An 18,256-nucleotide genomic window follows, 5' to 3' on the forward strand; every position below is an offset into this window, starting at 1 on the left:
CGCCGCAGCGGAGCAGCAGCGATGAGCTGGATCCTGCCCGTGCTCGCCGCGTGGGCGCTGCTCGCCGTCCCCGGTCTCGTCCTGCTGCGAGCCGTCGGGGCCCGGGTACCGGTGCCGTGGGGCGTCGCCCCGGTGGTCACGGTGCTGCTCGTCGTCGGCCTCGGGGGCCTGTTCCATATCGTGCGCATCCCGTGGAGCGCAGGAACCGTGCTGGCGGCGACGACCGGCATCTGCGCCCTTGCCGTCCTGCTGCGCCGCGCCCGGTGCCGGCGCCGCCGGGGCGCAGGACGCCATCTCGCGGAGCGGTGCGAGGACGCCGACCGACGACATCGCGACGACCGTCCCCGGACCGCGGCGGTCACCGCGGTCGGCGCGCTCGGAGGTCTCGCAGTGGTGGCCGCCGCAACGCGGCGGATGGGCGGGATCTCCACCCTCAACGGCAGCTACGACTCCTTCTTCCACCTCTCGGCGATCGCGACCATCCGCGACGGCGGCGATGCGTTCCTCACCACCGCCCTGGTCGACATCTACGGCGCCCCCACGTACTACCCGGTGGTCTTCGACGCCCTCGCCGCGCTGCTGCCGTGGGATCCGATCCCCGCCGCGAACGCCCTCCTGCTCGCGATGCTGGCGGCGAGCCCCTCGGCGGTCGGGGCGATGCTCATGATGCTCGCTCCGGCGGGACGCGCGGGGGTGGCGCCGGCCGTCCTGGCGACGGCGGCCTCGACGCTCTTCCTGAGCGTTCCGGCGATGGGGCTGGTGATGGGACTCTGGCCGATCGTCCTCGGTGCCCTCTGCCTGCCCGTCGCGATCGGTGCGGTGCTCCGACTCCTGGAGGGGCGGCACGGCGGGCTCGCCCCGACAGCGGTGATCGGGCACGGCGCCCTGATCCTCGGTACCGCCCTGGCGCACCCTTCGATGCTGTTCTCGGCCGCGGTGGTGGCAGGCTTGCGCCTCCTGGCCGGCGGGGTGCTCCGGATCCTCGAGGGCCGGTATCGACGAGGCGCGCTCCAGGTGGCCGCCGCGCTGACTGCGGCAGCGTCGTTCGTGCTCGTCTCGGAGGTGGTGCTGGGCGGGATGGACTTGACCAGGTCCACGCAGGGACCGGGGGAGGTGCTGTGGGAGATCCTCGTCGACTCGCCGCGCATCCCGGTGATCGGCGCCCCCCTGTGGCCGGTCGCGGCGGTCTGGTTGCTCGCCCTGCTGGGTGCCGCGGTCGCGCTGCGGGGCCGCGAGGCAGTCGGGATCACCGCCGCCACCGGGGTGGTGGCCGCAGTCGTCCTGGGCATCGCCACGCAGGTCGACTCGCCGCTCGCGGCAGCTTTGGTGAACCCGTGGTACGGAGCCCGTGAACGTATCGCTCCGCTGATGATGTGCCTGCTGCTGCTCCTGCTCGCGCGAGGGATGCGAGCGCTGTCGGGGGTGGCGGGAGGCAGGGCCCATGCCCTGCTGGCCCCGACCGGTGCCCTGCTGGTGGTGCTCACCGTCATCGCCGGGGTGCTCGCGCCGTCCCGGCTGCCGCTGATGGGATCGCTCGCGTACACGGCCTACGGCGTGCAGCTGTCCCCGTACGTCACCCCGGAGGAACGCGCGTTCATCGAGCGCACCGCCGCCGAGCTGCCGCAGGACGCGGTGGTGCTCGCGGACCCGCTGGATGGCGCACCGCTGTACTGGTCGATCGGCGGGATCGAGACGGTGTTCCCGACCATGTCCCAGCCGTTGACCCCGGAGGCCGCCCTCCTGGCACGGTACGCTCCGCGCGTGGACGAACCGCAGGCGAACGCGCATGCAGAGGTCTGCGCGGCCGCGGCTCAGATCGGCCCCACGCACCTGTACCGCGACACCTCGGAGCACAACGGGCGGGCGATGAACCCCGAGGTCTCCGCACGGTGGAGTGGCGTCCATGACATCTCCCCGCACCGGCTCACGCTGGTCGCCGAGGATGGACCGTACGCTCTGTACGAGCTGGATCTCGCCTGTTGAGCGGGCACCGGACGCGCTGGTGCCGAGTCCCGCACGGAGAGCGAGCATCGATGACCGAGGAGAACACCCCATGAAGCAGACCATCCGGATCGTCCGGCGCACCCTCTCGGTACTGCCCCGGGACTCGCGACGCTTCCTGGTCACCTTCGGTCTCGTCATGAGTGTGCTGGCACTGCTGGACGTGGTCGCCCTGGGCGCGATCGCGCTGGTGATCCCGGCCCTGATGTCGCCGGGGACCACCGTCACCATCCCCGTCGTCGGCTGGCGCCTGCAGAGCTTCGAGGAGATGATGGTGATGGTCGCGGCCTTCGTCGGGCTGATCATCATCAAGAGTTTCCTCAACCTGCTCACGATACGGATCGCCACTCAGCGCTTCGCGCAGCACGAGGTCGCGATCGGCCAGCAGCTGTTCCGTTCCTACATGTCCGCCTCCTGGGTGGACCGCACCTCGAAATCGACCCAGGAGATCATCCGGATGGTCGACTCCGGGGTGGCTGCCGTGGTGGCGAACGTGCTGATGCCCTCGATGACCGTGGTCGCGGAGTTCGCCACGATCTCCGTGATCAGCATCGGCCTGGTGATCGTGGACTGGAAGATCGCCCTGGCGACCTTCGCCTATCTCGGCATGATCGCCCTGGTGCTCTCCCGTGTGGTCACCCCGCGGGCGGTCGCCAACGGGGCGAGCAATCGCGACAACTCGCTGCGGGTGGTACGGCTGCTGGGCGAGGTCCTCGCCTCGCTGAAGGAGCTGACGCTCAAGGGCAACGAGGAAGAGGTCGCCGACATCGTCGCCGAGCGCCGCGCGACGGCCTCCCGCACCCGTGCCTTCGCGCAGTACTACAACCAGATGCCCCGCTTCGTGCTGGACGCCGGGATGGTCGGCGGCTTCGTGGTCGTCGGCGGCGTCGGCTACCTCTCGGGCCTGCCCGACGATGCGCCCGCCACCGCGATGGCCTCGGTCGCGCTGTTCGCCGTGGCCGGTTTCCGACTGGTGCCCTCGCTGACCCGCTTCCAGTCCACACAGAACCGGATCCTGACCAACGCGGCCTTCGCGGACTACATCATCGATGACATCGAGTTCGCCCGCGAGGCCGTCGCACGGCAGGAGGAGCCGGACAGCGGCACCCTTGCGCCGGGGCTGCACGACATCGTCCTCGAGGACGTCGCCTTCACCTATCCGGGACGGGAGGAGCCGGCGGTCGACGGAGTGTCCCTGCAGATCCCGGCCGGATCCTCGGTGGCCGTCGTCGGGACCTCCGGGGCCGGGAAGTCGACGCTCGTGGACCTGCTGCTGGGCCTGCTCACCCCGAGCTCCGGCCGGATCCTCATCGGCGGCACCGACATGACCACCGTGCTGCGGCAGTGGCGCACCTCGGTCGGGTACGTGCCCCAGGAGGTCGCGCTGTTCGACGTCTCCGTCGGCGAGAACGTGGCACTGACCTGGGAGCCCGATCAGGTCGACGCGCAACGGGTGCGCACCGCCCTGGACCGGGCGCAGCTCCTCGAGGTGATCGAGTCCCGTCCCGAGGGCATCAGCGGCCGACTCGGAGAGCGGGGAGCCACGCTCTCGGGCGGACAGCGCCAGCGCATGGGAATCGCGCGCGGGATGTATTCCGAGCCCACCGTGCTGGTGCTCGACGAGGCCACCAGTGCCCTGGACACCAAGACCGAGGCGGCGGTGACCGACGCGATCCGGGACCTCGGCGAGGACGTCACCACCATCACCATCGCCCATCGCCTGGCGACCATCCAGCACAGCGACATCGTGTTCTACATGTCCGAGGGAGCGGTCGCCGCGGCTGGCAGCTTCGACGAGGTCGTGGCCGCCGTCCCCGCCTTTGCGGAGCAGGCCGCGCTCGCCGGGCTCGCCGGGGGCGGGGGGTTCCTGCCGGATCCGCAGGATGACGGCGAGGTGCTGGTCGATCCACCCGTGGAGGCACGGGGCCCGAGAGAGGGCTCCTGATGCCGGCGATGCTGTTCCACGCCCCGTACCCGATCCACGGGAGGCAGACGGGCTCCGGCGTGCGGCCCGCGAAGATGCGCCGAGCCTTCGAGGACGCCGGCTTCGACGTCCTCGAGATCGCCGGGCACGGCGCGCAGCGTGCACGGGCGCTGCGCCGGCTCCGCCGGAGTCTGCGGCTGGGCCTGGAGCTCGACTTCGCCTACGCGGAGAACTCGACCATGCCCACGCTCCTCACCGAGCCGCATCATCTGCCCACGCATCCCGCGGTGGATCTCATGCTGCTGGGCCTGCTGCGCCGCCATCGCGTCCCGACCGGTCTGTTCTATCGTGACGTCTACTGGCGGTTCCCGGCCTACCGGGCGGACGTCGGACGGCTGCTCGCGACCGGGACGAAGACCCTCTACCATGCGGAGCTGCTGGCCTACCGCGGGCTGGACCGGGTCTACCTGCCCTCCACCAAGATGGCCTCGTTCGTGCCGTGGATCCGGCAGGAGCAGGTCGCCGAGCTCCCTCCGGGGGCGGCGATCCATGACAGCCGTCGGGACCCCGACGGTGAACTGACGCTCCTGTATATCGGCAACGTGTCCGACTACTACCGGATGCATGAGCTGTTCCGGGCAGTGGATGCCACGGACGGGGTGAGACTGCTGTTCTGCACGCCGCGGGAATCGTGGGAGGCGGTGGCGCACGAGTACCCGCTCGCGGATTCGCAGCGGATCGAGATCATCCATGCGCGGGGTGACGAACTGCGTCCGCTGTTCGCCCGGGCGCATCTCACGCTGCTCACGGTGGAGCCCGCCCGGTACCGGGACTTCGCGGCGCCGGTGAAGCTCTTCGAGTACATCGGTCACGGGAAGCCCGTGCTCGCCACGGAGGGGACCCACGCCGGTGAGCTCGTGGAGCGGATCGGCGCGGGACGTCAGGTCGCCTATTCGGCATCGGCCATCGCGCGGCTCCTGGTCGAGCTCCGGGAGGACCGGCGCACCGTCGTCGACATGACGGATCGGGTCGAGCAGGCTCGCCACGACCACACCTGGCAGGCCCGTGCTGAACAGGTCGCCACCGATCTCCGCAGCCGACGTTCCGGGAGCTGACACGGCAGCGGGCACCAAGGCTCAGCCGGTGCTGCCGTGCCCCGCCCGATCGGCGAGCGCGTGCACCGCGATCTCCCAGGCCGTGCTCTGCCGTTCGGCCGCCAGGTCGACGGCGTGGTGGTCGCTGCTCGCCTTCGCGGCCTGCACTGCAGCGGCATCCAGGCCGCGCAGCGTCTCCGCCAGATCGTCCGCGCCGAATCCGGCGGTGACTGCGCCGAGGTCCCGGTCCTCGACCAGACTGCGCATCTCCGGGGTCGGTGAGACGACCAGCGCCAGGCGGGCCTGCACGAAGTCGAACACCTTGTTGGGCAGGGCGTTGGCGAGGTTGAACGTGGTGGGAGGGCAGACGAACACCCCGATGTCGTACGCGTTGAGCACGGCGTGGAGCTCGTTGTACGGGACGGCGTCGTGCACGCTCACGCGTCCTGCAGGGAGCTGGGCGGCCTGGTCGCGCAGACGCTCCACATAGCCGGGGTCGCTCGGGACCAGGTACAGATCCAACGTGGCGTCGAGGGCGGTGTCGCGCATCGCCTCGATCATCAGGTCCAGTCGCCGCGACGGCATCGCGCCGCCCGAATGCACGATCCGCAGCGGCTGTCCGACCGGCGAGGGCGAGAGGCCCTGGAAGGGGGCGGCATTGGTGACCACCTCGGCGCGGATGCCGAACTCCCGCCGATACTCCTGGGCCAGGCCGTGACCGATGGTCGTCACCGAGTCGGCACGGGTGACGTAGGTGCGGCAAATCCACCGCAGGTAAGGGGCCACGAAGAGCCGCCAGGCCGGTCGGTCCTCCTTCTGGCGCGGCGCGTACTCGTGCAGATCGGCGTGCACGCCGCCCCGCGGGGCCAGGGAGAGGGCGAGGGGGACGGTGTCGACGTCGTCGGCGAGGACCACGTCGGTCCGAGGGAGGCCCTGTGCCATCACCCACGCCACGACTTCCTGTTCCCAGTACGCCCGGCGGTACCGGCCGGAGAGGACCAGTGCCTTGTCCAGCCGCCACTGCTTGAGATCATCGGGGATCTGCAGGTGCCAGGTCGATCCCTCCGGGGCAGGGCCGTAACCGCAGGTGAGCACCCGATAACCGGCAGCGAACATCCGTACCTGCTTGAGCACTCGGGCGTCGCGGGAGATGTCCGAGAAGGAGATCACCAGCAGAGAGGGACGGGAGTCCGCCCCGTCCGCCGCGGCAGGCGCGTTCGCAGCGGCCGGCTGCGCCGGGGCGAGAGTGTCGGCGGTCCGGGCGAGACGGTGCACGCGGGCGTACCCGTCACCGACCGTCCGGGCGGAGAAGGCGTCCCCGATGGTGTCCGCGATCTGCCGGGCGTCCAGGGCGCGGGTCCGGGCATCGAGGCCCTGGATCGCCTCGGCGTAAGCGCTCGCCTCCTGCACCTCGACCAGTTCGCCGACCTCCGGTCGGACGTACTCGCCCTGCCCGCCGGTGGCACCGAGCACGACCGGGCGGCCGGAGACGATCGCCTCGGCGGCGGAGACGAAGAAGTTGTCCGCGCGGGTGGGGCCGAAGAACAGGTCCGCCCGGGCGAGTGCTGAGCGAACACCGGCGCCGTCGACGGTGCCCGCCAGCTCCAGGCGCTCGGAGACCCCGAGCTGCGCGGCCCGAGCCAGGGTCTGCTCACGCAGCGGCCCGTCCCCGAGCCACTCCAGATGCACGTCCAGACCATCCGCAACGAGCCGCGCCAGCGTCTCGACGGCGACCAGGGGGTCCTTGCGGGGGATCAGACCTCCGGTGGAGACCAGGCGGAGGGTGCCGTCGGTGCGGTCACGACGGGGCGGCACCGGACCCGGCTCGACGATGCAGGGGACCACGTCGGTGGGTCGGTCGCCACGCACGGCACGGATCGGACGCGCCAGGAACTCGCAGACTGCGGTGACACGGTCGGGCAGTCTCAGCAGCCGCGACAGCGCCGGCAGGCCCAGCCGCGCCGGCGTCGGCAGGGTCTCGGGCGTGGTCAGGGCCGACCAATGCTCGGTATGGACCCAGGGCACCTGCGGGCGGCGCACGGCGAGGGGGAGCAGGGCCGAGAATGCCATCGAATGCACGAGACCCGTGCCCCGGAGAGCCTGCTGCAGCTGCCGCGCGGCCTGCACCACCTGGTCAGGACGTCGGGGATCCATCGGGATGCGCAGCACCTCGATGCCCTCGTGGACGAGGCGACGGGTCCCATCGTCGTCCCCCGGGGGCACCAGGTGGACCAGTCGCACGTCCTGATGGCGGGCGAGGGCGCGGGTGTCGCGCACCACGAAGGAGCCGCGCGAGGGGGCGACGGTGGTGGGGAACCATGTGGTGACCACGGTGACGTTCATCGGGTGCCCGTCGAGACGTTCCGGAGCACCCGTCGGTACATCGCCGTCATCCCGTGGATCTCGCGCTCCCAGGTCAGCAGGGGAGCAGCGGCCACAGCGCGCGCCCGGTACGCCTGAGGCGCCTCGAGGATCGCGCGCAGCGCATCGGCGAGATCCTCCGGGCTGGACCCGCGGAACACCTCGCCGACGCCGAGCTCCTCGACCACGGCGCTCATGTCGGGCAGGTCGGCCGCGGCGATCGGGAGACCGGCCCGGATGGACTCGAACAGTTTGTTCGGCAGCGCGAACCGATAGGACAGGCAGATCGGTCGGACGTGGACGACCGCCACGTCCCCGTCCGCGAGGGCACGGGACACCTCTGCGGGCGGGACGGCACCCACCAGATGCACCCGATGCTCGACGCCGAGGGTGCGGGCCTGTTCCCGCACCTCCTCGAGGGCTGCCGCCTCGCCGTAACCGAGCAGGACGAAATGGACATGGTCGTCCAGATGCGGCAGCGCGGCAAGAGTCTCCTCGATGCCACGGGCCGTGGTGATCCTTCCGCCGTAGGCGATGACCCGGTCCTGCGGTCCGAGGCCTGCCCGCTCGCGGAGCACCCCTGTGCGTCGATCGGGCGGGCCGTCGGCCACTGGGATGTTGCGGACCAGCGACGGGGTCTCGGCCAGGCGGTACGTCGCCTGCAACCAGTCGGCGATCGAGGGCGAGACAGTGAGGACACCGTCCACCAGGCGGATGCCCACGCTCTCGATGATCCGCTCGGCCAGCGGTGCCAGCAGGCGCCCCGGACGCACGTTGCGGTGGCGCCACAGCTCGTGCGAGTCGTAGATGATGCCCACCCGGGAGCGGGACAGCACGCGAATGGCCAGCGCGGGAACCAGGGTGTTGGCATCGTTCGCATGGACCACGTCCGGTGCGAGTCGGCGACCGGCGCGCGTCGCATTCGCCCAGTACGTCCCGAGCGCCATCGTGCGATAGGCGCGCTCGCCCACCGAGCGCAGGCCACGCAGGACGCGGGTCCGAGCGCCCGAGAAGCGGCCGCTCCGTGCCACCGGCGTCGAGGACCGGCGTTCGAATGCCGTCTCGTCCACCGTCTCACCGCCCTCGCGGATCAGTCCTCGCCACCACGGGGCGAGCGCAGGCAGGAGACGCTCGACCGCGAACTCCGGAACCCGCTCGAGCAGCAGACCGTCGCGCAGCGCTGCGACACCGGCTGTACGCCCCAGTTCCCGACGCTCCACAGCGATGATGCGGACCTGGTAACCCTCCTCACGCAGGGAGACGGACTCCTTGAGGACCCGGGAGTCGTTGGCACAGTCGTTGTACACGAGCACGGCGACACGGGGGTCCGCCACGCGCTGGTCTGACGTCATGCGAGTTCCGTTCTCGAGCCTTGCACGGAAGCGATCCGTGCCGTCCTCAACCGTGCCATGGTGTGCCGAGCGGGGCCGGCGGTTGGCTATCGTGGAGCACGCCCACCATACCGTCGACCCGCTCCGTCCCGACGGGGCCCCACCGGTGCCTAGAGGAAGAGATCCCTCCATGAAGATCCTGTCCGTCGTGGGCGCGCGCCCGCAATTCGTCAAGCTCGCAGCCCTGGCCGACGCGGCCGCCCGACGGGATGACATCGAGCATGTGATCGTCCACACCGGCCAGCACTACGACGCCACCATGAGCGACGTCTTCTTCGCAGATCTGCGCATTCCCGCTCCTGACGTGAATCTCGCCGTCGGCTCCGGCAGCCATGGTCGCCAGACCGGTGCGATGCTGGCCGGGATGGACGAGGTCCTCGAGGAGCACCAGCCGGACTGGACCCTGGTCTACGGCGACACCAACTCCACTCTGGCCGGCACCCTCTCGGCGGTGAAGATGCACCTGAAGGTCGCGCACCTCGAGGCCGGGCTGCGCTCCTTCAACCGCCGCATGCCCGAGGAGCACAACCGCGTGCTCACCGACCATGCCGCCGACCTGCTGCTGGCCCCCACCGAGGTCGCTCGCGAGCATCTCGTCGCAGAGGGTCTGGCCGCACGCACCGTCGTCACCGGTGACGTGATGACCGATGTCTGCCTGCGGGTGGCCGAGTCGGTGCGCGGCACCGCGCCCCCGCTGCCCGCGGGCATCGACTCCGAGGCTCCCTACGCGGTCGCGACCATCCACCGCGCGGACAATACCGACTCCCCCGAGCGACTGGCCGCGATCATCACCGCCCTGCAGGGGCTGGACGTCCCCTTGGCGTTGTTCGCGCACCCACGGCTGATCGCGCGCGCGAGGAAGGCCGGGATCGAGCTGGCCGGAGGCGCCGTGCACGTCGGCGAGCCCGTCGCCTACCCGGATCTGATCGGCGCCGTGCAGCACGCCGCGGCCGTCGTCACCGACTCCGGTGGCCTGCAGAAGGAGGCCTATCTGCTGGGCACCCCGTGTTCCACGATCCGCTCCGAGACCGAATGGGTCGAGACGCTCGAGAACGACTGGAACCGTCTGGTCACCGACCCGCGGGAGCTGCCCGGGGCCGTCGCCCGGCCCCGGCCCGAGGCCGCACGGCCCCCGTACTACGGCGACGGCCGCGCCGCCGCTCGCAGCATCGACGCCCTGGCGGAGCACGCCTGATGGAGCGCTCGCGCACGCCGCGCCGCGGGGCCCGACGACCGCCGCACGTCGTCGTCGCCACCCGCGTCTACGCTCCGGAGCCCGCCGCCGCCGCGTTCCGACAGGAGGCGCTGGTCCGCGCGCTCGAGGAGGCCGGCGCCGAGGTGACCGTCCTGTCCACGACCGTGCCCGGTGCCGGCCCCGTCCGCTCCGCGGCCGGGAGGGTCTCGCGTTGGCCGGTCAAGCGCGACCGCCAGGGTCAGGTGCGCGGGTATCTCTCCTATCTCAGCTTCGACGTCCCCCTCGCCCTGCGGCTGCTGCTGCAGCGGCCGATGGATGCCCTCGTGCTGGAGCCGCCGCCCACCACCGGGGTGGTCGGCATGGTCGCCGCCGCGATCCGCCGGGTGCCCTTCACCTTCTACGCGGCGGACGTGTGGTCCGATGCGACCGACAGCGTCGAAGGTGTCCCGGCCCTGGTGCGACACGCGGTGCGCTGGGCGGAGAAGTCCGTGTGGACGCGTGCTGCCCATGTGCTGACCATCTCCCCGGGTGTGCAGCACCGTCTCGAGCAGCTCGTGGGGGAGAGGGCATGTACGACGATGGTCGGTAACGGCATCGACACCGGGACCTTCACCGACCGAGGGGAGGACGGCGGACAGGAGGGCCCGTACTTCGTCTACGCCGGTACCGTCTCCGAGTGGCAGGGCGCGGGCATCTTCGTCGACGCCTTCACCCGGGTGCGAGCGGCCCATCCCACGGCACGTCTGCTGTTCTTCTCCGAGGGGTCGGGGCGCGATGCGCTCGAGGCCCGGGTGCGTGCCGAGGGCACCGAGGGCATCGAGTTCCATGATCGGATCCCTCCCGCGGAGGTCGCCGCTCATCTGCGGGGTGCGATCGCCGGTCTGTCCTCGATCACCCCGGGGCAGGGCTATGAGTTCGCGCTGCCCACGAAGATCTACGCGGCCACCGCGACCGGCACTCCGGTGGTCCACGCGGGGGAGGGCGCTGCGCACGACCGCATCGCCGGCCACGACCTGGGGTGGGCGTGCGACTACGATCCCGACGCGGTGGCTGAGGTCATGGACCGGGCCCTGCGGAATGAAGGGACTCCGGCACCGGAGCATCTGCGCGCCTGGACCCTGCGGAACGCTTCCCTCGCCGGCTGTGCCAAGCAGGCGGCGGAGCAGGTGATGGGGGGCCTGCGGCACTGAGCCGCGCCCCTGGAGATCTCCCTCAGAGGATCGCGCGCAGACCGGGTACCCGCTTGCCGAGCAGGGCGATCGCGAAGGACACCACCGTCACCACCACCAGCAGGGCCGTCACCGTGAGGACCGATCCCTCCGGCCAGCCCAGGTCCCGCAGACCCATCAGGATCGCGAAGTGGACGAGGAAGACGCCGAACGTGGCATCGCCGATCCTCCGCAGCCGTACCTCGGTGCGGGCAGTGACGCTCCAGTCCCGGCCCAGGGCCATCAGGGCGATCACCAGCGCCAGGGACAGCAGCATCACGGTCGGCGCCACGTAGGTGGGCAGCAGGAACTTCCCCGGGGGCGCCGCCGTGACGCGGGAGATGTAGGCCCATACGGTCGCCGCCGTGGTGACCGGGACCGCCGCCAGCAGCAGCCACCGCCCGCCGACCCGCCCCACCGGTGCCGTCCACGCGGCGCGGCCCAGCACGTAGTACCCGATGAACGGCAGGAAATAGGTGAACACCCCCATCTGCAGCGGCATCAGCGGCTTCTCGAGCAGCCCTGCCGTGAGCTGTGGCACCGCCATCACGATCAGCGCCCAACCGGCCGCCACCGCCCCGCAGATCCACGCTCTCCGACCTGAGTCGCCCACGTAGGCGGCGATCACCGGGGTGACCACGGTCAGACCGAGGATCAGCGGCAGGAAGTACAGGTGCGGGTACGACGAGGCCGTCAGCAGGTCCTGCACCTCCTGACGCCAGTCCACTGGCTGGCCCGCCAGCAGGATCCCCATCACCCCGGCGTAGAAGACGGTCCACACCACGGTGGCCGGGACCAGGCGTCGGAGCCGCCGATCCAGGAATCGAGCCGAACCATGTCGCATCGCCGCGGGCGCCAGGTTCAGCGCTCCGGAGATCATGATGAAGGCCGGTACCGCGGTGGACAGCAGCGAGCGCAGCACGTGCATCAGAACCGTCGATCCGGAGTCGAGATGATCGGCGATGACATGCACCGTGATCACCCCGAGCACCGCGACGATCCGCACCACATCCAGCAGCGGGGCGTAACGCCTCCCGCGGACTGCGGAAGACGTCTCGGCGCGGACCTCCCCCGGGCCGTCGGGGAGGTGATCAGACGGGGTCATAGCTGCCGTCCCCGGGATCGCAGTCGATCTCGATCATGCGCGAATGGTCCGTGCTGAACAGCAGTGTGCCCAGGTCGGGCCCGGCGAGGTTGACCGAATCGGAGGTCTTGTGGCGGTTGTAGGGCCGCAGCTCCTGATACACGTAGGCGATCCCGTTCTCCTCCAGCAGGCGACAGGCGGCCGGATCCGTCGCGGCGTCCTCGGTGGCGTAGATCAGGTCGCGGTCCAGATCGGTGTAGGCCATGCCGGCCACCGGCAGCCGCACGTCCTGGCCGAACAGGGCATACAGGTGTGCCGCGCCCGAGAAGGGGCTGGCCAGGACGGTGCCCTCCGGGTCCATCTGCGGTACGTGCTGCTCGAAGAGCAGGCGCTCGTCGGCCTGCAGGAACCGACCTCTGCCCGGATAGTCGGCCGCAAGGTTCTTGGCGGCGTCGTCACTCCGGGCGGGGACCGAGGTGAGGGTCAGCAGGACGGCGGCGACGGCCAGCCCCGCCGTCACCGCACGGGGTCTGCGGGAGGCAGCACGCTGGGCCGGCCACCGCCCCAGCACCCGCGACCAGCACTGCAGACCCGGCACCACCAGCACGGCGGACAGCATCGCGAGCGGCATCGAGAGACGGTCCTGCCCCCGGTAGAAGAGCGCGGAGAGGTTCACGGGGGAGTCCAGTGCCGCATCGAGGTAGATCACCGCGATCACGATCCAGGCGATCGGGAGCCAGCGACGCGCCGGGGCGGCCAGCGCGGTCACCAGCCCCGGCCACCACACCACGGCGATCACCACGCCGAGCGCCATCGGCCACACCGTGAGCAGCCCCAGCAGGACCTCGCCGAGAGCCAGCCACCAGGAGACCTCCAGGCCGCCGTCGAATCCCGTCACGTGAGCGCCCAGCGGGGTGAAGGACAGCAGCACGACGGGCAGCACGGCGAGCACCGGCACCGCGATCAGCGCCGGCCGGCGTCGCCACTGCGACGCCGCCGTCACGACGGTCAGCACCGCCAGCAGGATCAGCGCCGTCACCGCGACGTTCGGATGCATGAGCCCGAGGCCCGCTCCGGCGCTGCCGACAGCCGCGGCGGCGGCCAGCGCGGGGCGTGCGGAGATCCGCGGAAGCAGCGCGTTCCAGAGCGCGGCCGCGGCGGCCAGCGCCCCGGGCAGCGCGGCGAAGCCGGAGAGGTTGGGAATGGGAGAGAGGTGGATCCACAGGTCCAGCGGGGTGGCCGGGATCAGGATGGCGGTGACGGCGGCCGCGAAGGGCGCCCACGCCACCTCGGCGAACACGGTGCGGGCCAGCAGCGCGATGCCGAGGATCCAGGGCACCACGGCCAGTGCCAGCACGGTCGCATTGAGCAGTGTGGCAGTGGGGACGCCGGGGACCAGGGCCGCCAGCGCGTGGAAGGCGGCAGGGTAGTAGCTGGGATCCCCCTGCGTAGTGGAGATCACGCCGACCCGCAGGCTCGAGGCGATGCCGGTCTCCCGCACATGCTGCAGCGCCGAGAGATGGTAGAGGGTGTCCCAGCGCTCCAGCACGGCGTCGGGGCGCCCGGCCTGGATCGCCAGCGGCACGAGCGCGACCGCCATGGCGCCGGCGATCCACGCGGCGCCGCCGGGCACCGCGCGCCGTGGGGACAGGGCACCGTCGAGCACTGTCGCCGGCAGCGACACTCCCGCTCGGCGCAGCCCCGCGGCGGCGGCGACCAGCAGGGCGGCCGTCAGCAGGAAGGGCAGCAGCGACCAGCGGATCCCCACGATGGCGGCCAGGATCGCGCCACCCCCGGCGATCGCGGCGGCCAGCGCCGGAGCCAGCGCGAGGGAGAGCAGGTGCGAGCCGCCCAATGTTCTCGCGGCGACATACCCGGGGAGGTACGCCGCCGCGAGAACGAGGAGGAACGCGAGGACGAGGGCGACCAGGACGGTCATCCGTCCTGACGGCCGAGCGCCGCGGCACGGTACTCGGCGGGCGGGATGGCCTCATCGAGCGCGAGCCGCCGCGCCAGATAGGTGGTGCGCTTCTCGGCGGCCTTGGTGCGAGCCTCCTGCAGAGCGAGGAACCCCAGCAGCACCAGCACGGTGGCGTACAGCAGGAGATCGGCGCCACGGCCGACGCCGACGAAGTTCGCCACCCGGGAGAGCATGCCCGGGAACAGCACGGTGAGGACGGCGAACACCGCGAACGCGATGATCAGCAGGCGGCGCACCGCGAGCTGCTTCGCGCCGCGCTTGAGGAACAGCCAGGCGACGATCACCACGATCCCCAGCACCAGCAGCAGCTGGATGATGAAGGTGCGGTTCCCGACCAGGGTGGGCCCCAGCCCGAGGATCAGCTCCTGCTCGTCCATCGGGTCAGACCTCCTGCGTCTGCTGGTGGGTGGAGGCGGAGCCGTCGCCGAGGACGAGGCGGGGGGTGCCGGTCCAGTTCTCGGCGGTGGTGATGTTGCGGCCGTCCACGAGCAGCTTCACCCCGGGCACGTCCTTGCTGCCCAGGTCCCGGTACTCGGGATGGTTGGTCTGCACGATCACCAGGTCCGCGGCCTCGCCCACCTGGTACGGGGTCCAGCCGAAGCCGGCCAGCTCGGCGTCGTCGTAGAACGTGTCGTGGACCGCGACCTCCGCGCCGTGCTCGCGCAGCGCCTCGACCACCGGGAACACCCCGGAGAACGCGGTCTCCTTCACCCCGGCCCGGTAGGACGCCCCGAGCACCACGGCCTTGAGCCCCTGCAGCGAGCCGAGCAGGTTCGCGGCCCGCTGGACCAGTCGCGCCGGGACCGAGGCGTTCAGGGTGCGGGCGGTGCGGACCGTCTCGGCGAGCCGGTCGGTGGACAGGTACAGCCGCGGGTAGACCGGGATGCAGTGCCCGCCCACGGCGATCCCGGGCTGGTGGATGTGGGAGTACGGCTGGGAGTTGGAGGCCTCGATCACCTTGTACACGTCGATGCCATGGTCCTGCGCGAACAGCGCGAACTCGTTCGCCAGGGCGATGTTCACATCCCGGTAGGTGGTCTCTGCCAGCTTCGCCAGCTCGCTGGCCTCGGGGGAACCGAGGTCCCACACTCCGTTGGGCGTGCGCAGGTCCGGGCGCTCGTCGAAGGTGAGCGCGGACTCGTAGAACTCGCGCGCCTGCTGCGCGCCGGCCTCGGTCAGCGCACCGATCAGCTTGGGATACTTCCGCAGGTCCTCGAAGACGCGGCCGGTCAGCACCCGCTCGGGCGAGAACACGGCGAAGAAGTCCGTCGATTCCTGCAGCCCCGAGAGCTCCTCGATCATCGGCACGAACCGGGTGCGCAGCGTCCCCACCGGCAGGGTGGTCTCGTAGGAGACCAGGGTGCCCGGCGTGAGGTGCTCGGCCAGGGACCTGGTGGCGGCGTCCATCCACGCGAAGTCCGGCTCCCAGCTCGCATCATCCACGAACAGCGGCACCACGATCACCACCGCGTCCGCGCCCGGGATCGCCTCGGCGTAGTCCGTGGTCGCCCGGAGCTTCCCGGCGGGGACCAGCTCCGAGAGCTTCTCCTGCAGATGCGCCTCCCCGGGAAACGGCTCGACGGCCTGGTTGATCAGCTCCACCTGGCGCGGATTGACATCGACCCCGATCACCTCGTGACCGGCATCGGCGAACTGCACCGCCAGCGGCAGCCCGATCTTCCCCAGGGCGACAACAGCAGTCTTCACAGTGATCCTCCTCGTGGGGCACCTCTCAGGTGCCGCGTGCGCGTCGATGACCACCAGGGGCGGTCCACCGTGACAGGGTATCCTCATCGGCCGTTCGGGCACCTGGATCCCGCGACCCCCGCCGTCGGTGATCTCACGTCCACCCAGCTGTCCAGGAGGAGAGCCCTTGAGCACGTCCGACGCAGCGCCCGAGGAGGACGGCACCCCCGCGTCCCCAGGGGCCGACACCACCTGGTTCGTGGTCCCGCTGTTCAACGAGGCGGAGGTCATCGGTGACGTCATCCGTGACCTGCGCACCCGATACCCGCTGGTCGTCTGCGTGGACGACGGCAGCCTGGACGGCTCCGGACGGATCGCCGCCGAGGCCGGCGCCGCCGTCGTGCGACACCCTTACAACATGGGCCAGGGTGCCGCGCTGAAGACCGGCATCGATTACGCGCTGCGCGACCCCCGGATGCAGCAGATCGTCACCTTCGACTCCGACGGTCAGCATCAGGTCGACGACGCCGCCGCCATGATCGAGAAGCTGCATGCGGAAGGCGTGGACATCGTCCTCGGCTCCCGCTTCCTGGATACCCGCACCAAGCCCGGGCTGCTCAAGCGTCTCGTGCTGCGCGGTGCCGTCTGGTACACGAACCTCACCTCCGGAGTGAAGCTCACCGACGCCCACAACGGGCTGCGGGTGCTGGGCCGGGAGGCCTGCGAGAAGATCTCGATCGAGCAGAACCGGATGGCGCACGCCTCCGAGATCGTCGAGGAGATCGGGCGGCACAAGTTCACGGTGGCCGAGCACCCCGTGCACATCCTCTACACCGACTACTCGCGCTCGAAGGGTCAGTCGGCCCTGAACTCGGTGAACATCGTCATCGACATGCTCTTCCGCTAGGAACCGCTCTCGCGCAGCCGCAGAGGCGTAAAACTCCGCTACGTACGCCGTCGAGGCGTAGGAAAGGGAACGATAGAGCCCTTTTGCGGCACGTTTCCTACGGCTCGGCTCGGTCGGAGACGGTCACGTCGCGGAGGTCTCCGCGGAGCCCTCGCCCACGGCGGCGAAGAAGGCGGCGATGTCCTCGTCATCGGTGAGGATCGCGACCCCGGAGTGCTCGGTGCGGTACTGCGGGTCCTCGATCGGGATCGTGGGCGTGCTGCCCGCGTTCATGGCGCCGCGTGCGGTCAGGGCCATCCTGCCGACGTCGATGATCCCGGTGCCCTCACTGGTGGTCAGCGCCCCTGAGCCGGCCCCTGCCAGGCGCACCTGGGCGACGGGGTTCAGCATCACCGACGGGGAGGTGGCGCGTTCCATGAGTGCCCCGACGAACTGCTGCTGACGCTGCTGGCGACCCAGGTCGGCGGTGGGATCGAAATAGCGGGCGCGCACGAACGCCAGCGCCTGCTCCCCTCCCACGTCGTGACAGCCCTCGGTCATCACCAGGCCGGACTTCTCGTCGTCCACGTCCTGGTCGATGCACAGGTTCACGTGGCCCACCGAGCCCACCACGTCCGAGACCCCGTCGAAGCCGATCTCGACGTAGTGGTCCACGGTCAGACCGGTGAACTCCTCGACGGTCTCCACCAGCAGCGGCGCGCCGCCGAAGGCGTAGGCGGCGTTGAGCTTGTACCCGCCGTAGCCGGGAATCTCCACGAGGGTGTCCCGGGGCAGGGAGATCAGGTAACTGTTCCCGCCCGGCGCCTTGTGCAGCAGCATCATCGTGTCGGCGCGGGCGCCGGTGGTCCCGTCCTCGTCCACGGCCTCGCCGTCGCGGCGATCGGAGCCGGCGATGAGGTAGGTGGTCCCCGGGGTGTCCGCCGCACCCGAGAGCGCCGGGACATGGTCGATGCGGCTGTTCGACCAGATCGTCAGCCCGGTGCCCCAGGCCAGCACGATCACCAGCGCCAGCGCCACGAGGGTCGCGCCCAGCCGGAGCGGGCGCGCGGTGCGGGAGCGGCGTCGGGAGCTGCGTGTCCGTGCGGGACCACCGGGGGGCGGCCCCCCGTCGTCGATGCCCTGGTGCGGAGGGCGTCCGGGAGCGGGTGACGTCCCCCGGGAGTATGCATCGGGCCGGGCTCCGGATGCCGGCCCGGGCTGATCGGGGGAGGGGCCCGGGGTGCGGGGCAGCGGGCGGGTCGGGGTCGGGTCCGCCGGTGGGGTGCTGCCCGTGGGGCGGGTCCGCGGCACGGGGCGGGCGCTGCCACCGGCGCGGGCCCGGTGGCCGCTGGGACGGCGCGGGCCTCCTTCGCGCGGGGAGCGGGGCGGCGGCTGAGCGCTCACTGCTGTCTCCTTCCCGGCGCGGGGCCGTACGGTCCTGGGGG

The 18,256-nt window shown here is 71.1% G+C and carries 13 protein-coding genes; 6 read left to right on the forward strand and 7 right to left on the reverse strand.

The window, feature by feature from the left end:
- The first annotated feature begins 21 nt into the window (after window positions 1–21).
- From ACHUEU_RS09595 to ACHUEU_RS09605, 3 genes are all read left to right on the forward strand, one after another.
- Window positions 22–1,983 carry a DUF6541 family protein gene (locus ACHUEU_RS09595; protein ID WP_394215749.1) on the forward strand — a complete coding sequence of 654 codons (1,962 nt, stop codon included), beginning with the start codon at window positions 22–24 and terminating at the stop codon, window positions 1,981–1,983.
- A gap of 70 nt (window positions 1,984–2,053) precedes the next feature.
- On the forward strand, window positions 2,054–3,946 hold the full coding sequence (locus ACHUEU_RS09600; protein WP_394215751.1) for an ABC transporter ATP-binding protein: 1,893 nt from the start codon (window positions 2,054–2,056) through the stop codon (window positions 3,944–3,946).
- Entirely contained in the window at window positions 3,946–5,040 is a 1,095-nt protein-coding gene (locus tag ACHUEU_RS09605) for a glycosyltransferase (protein WP_394215753.1), read from the forward strand. Before ACHUEU_RS09600 ends, ACHUEU_RS09605 begins: the two co-directional genes overlap by 1 nt.
- Before the next feature lie 21 nt (window positions 5,041–5,061).
- Here the strand turns inward: ACHUEU_RS09605 and ACHUEU_RS09610 are convergent, their stop codons facing one another.
- Window positions 5,062–7,362, reverse strand: a complete 2,301-nt coding sequence (locus ACHUEU_RS09610; protein WP_394215755.1) for a glycosyltransferase — start codon at window positions 7,360–7,362, stop codon at window positions 5,062–5,064.
- Complete coding sequence (locus ACHUEU_RS09615; RefSeq protein WP_394215757.1) at window positions 7,359–8,732, reverse strand: glycosyltransferase; 1,374 nt, start codon at window positions 8,730–8,732, stop codon at window positions 7,359–7,361. Before ACHUEU_RS09615 ends, ACHUEU_RS09610 begins: the two co-directional genes overlap by 4 nt.
- A 169-nt stretch (window positions 8,733–8,901) precedes the next feature.
- Between ACHUEU_RS09615 and wecB the strand changes: the two genes are divergently transcribed.
- Together wecB and ACHUEU_RS09625 are read left to right on the forward strand one after the other, a co-directional pair.
- The gene (gene wecB, locus ACHUEU_RS09620; protein WP_394215759.1) at window positions 8,902–9,966 is read left to right on the forward strand and encodes a non-hydrolyzing UDP-N-acetylglucosamine 2-epimerase; all 1,065 of its coding nucleotides are present in this window, start codon (window positions 8,902–8,904) and stop codon (window positions 9,964–9,966) included.
- Window positions 9,966–11,156 (forward strand): glycosyltransferase family 4 protein, encoded by a 1,191-nt coding sequence (locus ACHUEU_RS09625; protein WP_394215761.1) that lies wholly within the window; start codon window positions 9,966–9,968, stop codon window positions 11,154–11,156. The genes wecB and ACHUEU_RS09625 overlap by 1 nt, the downstream gene beginning before the upstream one ends.
- Window positions 11,157–11,178: 22 nt before the next feature.
- Here ACHUEU_RS09625 and ACHUEU_RS09630 read toward each other — a convergent pair whose 3' ends face one another.
- From ACHUEU_RS09630 to ACHUEU_RS09645, 4 genes are read right to left on the reverse strand one after another with little or no spacing between them, the layout of a single operon-like run.
- Window positions 11,179–12,279 carry an acyltransferase gene (locus tag ACHUEU_RS09630; RefSeq protein ID WP_394215763.1) on the reverse strand — a complete coding sequence of 367 codons (1,101 nt, stop codon included), beginning with the start codon at window positions 12,277–12,279 and terminating at the stop codon, window positions 11,179–11,181.
- Window positions 12,266–14,197 (reverse strand): DUF6541 family protein, encoded by a 1,932-nt coding sequence (locus tag ACHUEU_RS09635; protein ID WP_394215765.1) that lies wholly within the window; start codon window positions 14,195–14,197, stop codon window positions 12,266–12,268. Before ACHUEU_RS09635 ends, ACHUEU_RS09630 begins: the two co-directional genes overlap by 14 nt.
- Window positions 14,194–14,616, reverse strand: a complete 423-nt coding sequence (locus ACHUEU_RS09640) for a DUF2304 domain-containing protein (protein WP_394215767.1) — start codon at window positions 14,614–14,616, stop codon at window positions 14,194–14,196. The genes ACHUEU_RS09635 and ACHUEU_RS09640 overlap by 4 nt, the downstream gene beginning before the upstream one ends.
- A 4-nt stretch (window positions 14,617–14,620) precedes the next feature.
- Window positions 14,621–15,946 carry a nucleotide sugar dehydrogenase gene (locus tag ACHUEU_RS09645; protein ID WP_394215769.1) on the reverse strand — a complete coding sequence of 442 codons (1,326 nt, stop codon included), beginning with the start codon at window positions 15,944–15,946 and terminating at the stop codon, window positions 14,621–14,623.
- A 166-nt stretch (window positions 15,947–16,112) separates the two neighbouring features.
- On the opposite strand from ACHUEU_RS09645, the gene ACHUEU_RS09650 reads away from it, so the two are divergent.
- On the forward strand, window positions 16,113–16,832 hold the full coding sequence (locus ACHUEU_RS09650) for a glycosyltransferase family 2 protein (protein WP_394215771.1): 720 nt from the start codon (window positions 16,113–16,115) through the stop codon (window positions 16,830–16,832).
- Between the two features lie 123 nt (window positions 16,833–16,955).
- Here the strand turns inward: ACHUEU_RS09650 and ACHUEU_RS09655 are convergent, their stop codons facing one another.
- Window positions 16,956–18,215 (reverse strand): LCP family protein, encoded by a 1,260-nt coding sequence (locus tag ACHUEU_RS09655; RefSeq protein WP_394215772.1) that lies wholly within the window; start codon window positions 18,213–18,215, stop codon window positions 16,956–16,958.
- Window positions 18,216–18,256: the final 41 nt, after the last annotated feature.

Origin of the sequence: Brachybacterium vulturis (assembly GCF_043641765.1) — a bacterium.
Taxonomy (GTDB): Bacteria; Actinomycetota; Actinomycetes; order Actinomycetales; family Dermabacteraceae; genus Brachybacterium; species Brachybacterium vulturis_A.